General features: G+C 32.5%; 2 protein-coding genes. One reads left to right on the top strand and one right to left on the bottom strand.

All coding sequences use genetic code 11. The annotated features are described in order from the left end of the window. Window positions 1-269: 269 nt before the first annotated feature. Window positions 270-1,679, bottom strand: coding sequence for an amino acid permease (locus RR539_RS10455; RefSeq protein WP_332473377.1), 1,410 nt, complete (start codon window positions 1,677-1,679; stop codon window positions 270-272). Window positions 1,680-2,280: 601 nt separating this feature from the next. Between RR539_RS10455 and RR539_RS10450 the strand changes: the two genes are divergently transcribed. Then, the coding region (locus RR539_RS10450) for a hypothetical protein (protein ID WP_442878413.1) at window positions 2,281-4,442 on the top strand (2,162 nt) is incomplete at its 3' end.

The raw sequence follows: 4,442 nt of genomic DNA, 5'->3' as shown, positions 1-4,442 counted from the left end.
CGAAAGTTTATAATTTTATTTTATCTACTGTAGGATTAATATGTTAACTTCCCACCTTTCAATGATTCTTTGGGTTTGGTATGTGAGCATTACCACCTTTTAATTATTGTTTAGGTTTAGTATGTTAACCTTCCCACCTTTCAAGATTTTTATTATTATAAAGCCTTTCTTGTTGGATTGTTTCCTAATAATATTATATACATGAAGGTATGTTTTAGTTATTTGATTGTTTAATATATCTGTGAAATTATTATAAAATAATTTCAATATTATGCGATGTTTTTCTTGTCGACTGTGTTTATATTGTTAAGAGTACTATGCTTTCTTGAGAATCCAAAGTAGATTGCAAGACCAAGAGCTAGCCATATTCCGAAATAAATCCATGTTTGTAGTGATAGATTTGTCATTAGGAATAGGCAGCAAGCTGCTGCTAGTATTGGTAGTACTGGTACAAATGGAGCTCTAAATCCTCTTTCAACATGAGGATGTGTTTTTCTAAATATAATAACTGCTATTGAAACTAGCAGGAATGCTCCAATTAAAGTAATGTTTGCAAGGTCAGCTAATTGCTTAAGATCAACAAGTCCAGCAAGAGTAGCTGAAAGAATACCAATTACCCAAGTTGAAAGTACTGGAGTACAAGTCTTTTCTGAAACCTTTGAGAAAGCCTTTGGTAAAAGACCATCACGGCTCATTGAATAAAGAATTCTTGAACCACCGAAGCTATAAGCAAGCATAACAGCTGTAATACCGATTACAGCACCAACTGAAAGTATAGTAGCTGCAACATTTGCTCCCTTAAGTTGTAGCGCATAAGCCATAGCATCAGCAACATTAAGTTGAGTGTAGTTACATACTGCTGTAAGAACTAGACAAACTATAATATAGATTGCTGTACAAACTAATAGTGAAGTAATAATTCCGATTGGAAGGTTTCTTTGAGGGTTCTTAACTTCCTCTGCTGAAGTTGATACCGCATCAAATCCTGTGTAAGCAAAGAATACAGAAGCTGCTCCTGCAAACACACCATCCCATCCATATGGCATAAATGGAGTAAGGTTGCTTGAATCCATGTGGAATACACCAACGCTTACGAAAATAACAATAACTGCAAGTTTAACAATAACCATTAGGTTATTAACCATTTTACTTTCCTTAGTTCCTCTTGAAAGTAGGAAAGTTACAAGCATAACGATTATTATTGCAGGAAGATTAACTATTCCACCTTGAGATGGTATTGTAATTAATTCCTTCGGTAGAGTTAACCCAAACTCATGTAATAAACCGTTAAAATATGATGACCAACCACCTGCAACTGTTGATGTACTAACAGTATAGGCAAATACAAGTGACCATCCAACTAAGTGGGCAACAACCTCACCCATAGTTACGTAGATATATGAATATGCACTTCCTGATGTTGGTACTGATGAAGCAAACTCTGCATAGCAAAGTGCAACCATTATACAAACAACAGCTGAAGCTGCAAATGATAGTACAACTGCTGGTCCTGCATCTCTTGATGCAACTAGTCCAGTAAGTACCATAACTCCCGTACCGATTACTGCACCGATACTCATTAGTGTAACGTCAAAAGCACCAAGTGTTCTTTCGTGACAAGCATTCTTATTGCTCTCAAGAATAGACGCTACATCCTTCTTTCTGAAAATAGATTTCATAAAGTGTTCCTCCCTAAGTATTCTTATATAACTCTAAAAATTAATAAAATAAGATAAATAATACCCCAAACAATACTAATGTATAGATTTGGAAAAGGTAAATATTTATTTGTTTCAAAATAGTGGTTATATAGTCATTAATCAGAAGTTATCTCTATAAATCTCAATTTATCTTAGATTTTGACAAAAAATGCTCTAAGCCTTAGGGTATCAATAGGTATGTTAAATAATAAACGAATTGCAAATAGTTTTTTTTATATGAAAAAACTACAAAGATTAGTGGTATCAATGGTGTAGAAAATTGATTATAAATTCATAAAATTACAATAAAATTTTTAATTATACAAAAAATCAATAGTGTAATTCAGAAATATAAATAAATACTATTGGTCATATAACGAATATTATTTGAAGAATGTTAAAAAAAACACAGACTTTTGTACTTAATATTATTTTATGTAAAAAAAATTCTATATATAAAGTTAACTTTCTTAACATATTCTTAAGATTGAAATTACACCATAAAAAATTAAAATATTATGTTACAATAGTAGTAAATTTGTATAAAACATTATATCTAACAACTGAAGGAGAGAAATAAATGAAAACAAAAAGTAGAGGGTTTATATTTGTACTAATTATTCTTCTTGTAGGGTTGGTTCTAGGGGGAGGATTCGTATATCTTAAATACGATTTTATTAACTATAACTCTCATATTAAGTTAGAATCTAACTACCAGTATGAAGAAAATAGGAATAAAAGGCCAGGTAATAGCGGTATCTTTGTACTTGCAAATGATATTAAGGAGCATAAGGGAACCTATGCTGCATTTACAAGCGTTGGCTTTGATGTGTTAAGTGGTGGGTTTAGTGAATATATTAAGAATGCTGATTATCAAGGAGTTTTTGTTTTCCCTGAAAGTGAAGTGAAAAATCTTTCAAATAAGGAAATACAAACCATTAAAGATAATATAAATAAAGGTCAAAAAGCTATAGTAACTGGAGACAGTAAGCTTGCTAAGGAGCTAGGAATTAAGGTTAAGTATAGCAAAATGGTTAACGAATACTATATGATTGACCATAAGGAAACTGCAATAGAAACTAAGGAAAGATTTAAAACATATAAGGTTGATTATCCAGAAGGATATAAGACACTTGCTAATGCAAAATTAGACGATCAATCTATTTTAGGTGTTGGTAAATTTGGTAAGGGTAAGGTATTATATTCTGCATCAGAACTGGTACCTAAAGATGGATCAGGTTATGAAATATATCCATTTATTATAGATACAGTTGTTAAGAACTTTGAAATTTCCCCAGTATATTCTAGAAATAATGGAGCAGTATATCTTGATATTGGATACCATATTGGAATAGAAACTCCAGCACAGGTTGCAGAGAAGGCTAAGAAGTGGGGATTTGACCAGATTAACGTAGGTGTTTGGTCAGAAATGAACAAGGATAATGTTGAATACTATAAGGGAATTATTGAAGAATCACATAAAAGAGGAATCAAGGTATTTGCTTGGTTTGAATTCCCGATGGTTTCAGTTGATTTCTGGGAAAAACATCCTGAGTGGAGACAGAAAACAGCAGATGGTAAGGATGCAAAAATAGACTGGAGATACCTAATGGCACTTGAAAACAAAGAGTGTTTTGAAGCTGCTAAAGACGTCGTTAGTGATATAATGAACCGCTTTGAATTTGATGGTATAGATATAGCAGAGATTTATTATGAGGGGCCAGGTAGAGGATTTGATTATCCAGATCACTTTACTCCTATGAATGATGCTTTTAGGGAAGATTTTAAGAAGAAACATGGATTCGATCCTAAGGATTCATTTAATATTAAGTCTGAATATTACTGGAGAGCTAATGAAGAGGCTAAGAATAAGATTATTGAAGAGAGAGTTAGGCTTATAACTGAGCAGCATAGAGAGATGCTTGAACTTGTTGAGGAGCTTAGGGTAGACCAGCCTCACCTAGAGTCAAATGTAACTATGATTGATAGTATAGCTGACCCTAGAATGAGAAGTGATATTGGCCTTGATGCTAACCAAATTGTTGAACTTCAAAAGAAGTATAACTTTATTATGGAAATTGAAGATCCATTTACACTTTGGACACTAGGGCCAGATAGATATAGTGTTATTGGTGAGAATTACAGAAAAGTAATGGATCCTAAGGATAGACTCTATATTGATATAAATATAATTGATAGATTTGTTAGAAGTTATCCAACTGTTAAACAAAGAGATACAGAGGTTTATTCATTAATTCATAATGCAAGTAAGTATACAGATAAGGTTATAATGTATGCCCTAGCTACCCTTGAGGAAGAAGATATGGACCTTGCACCATATGCATATGCTGCGGACGTTAAGGGGAAAGAAGTTTCAGAGAATGTATACGAATTTGAAGGTAAGTATAACTTTACATGGCATATAGATATGAAGGGTAAAGAAGTATATGTAGATGGTGTTAAGAGCCCAGCTTATACTGATGAATATATAATTATTCCAGCAGGTAAGCATAGGATAGAAATTAAGGATGCTACTAATACTTTAACTAGAATTAAGGATATTAACTCAACAATAATAGAGTCTTCATATAAGGGAGAATCTATTAATATTAAGTATAATAGTTATGGAAGATGCTTTATAAATGTTACTAAGAAGCCTACTTCTATAGTTCTTAACGGTAAGATTATTAATCCAGAGATTAAGGAGCTTAATGGAGAGTACACTATTATGCTACCTAAGGG

It is taken from the genome of Clostridium sp. (assembly GCF_036639235.1).
GTDB lineage: Bacteria > Bacillota > Clostridia > Clostridiales > Caloramatoraceae > Clostridium_AB.
This window is presented reverse-complemented; position numbering and strand designations above follow the sequence as displayed.

Excerpts from the sequence above, each read along its gene's own strand:
- RR539_RS10455 (WP_332473377.1), bottom strand. The coding sequence starts at position 1,679 with ATGAAATCTATTTTCAGAAAGAAGGATGTAGCGTCTATTCTTGAGAGC.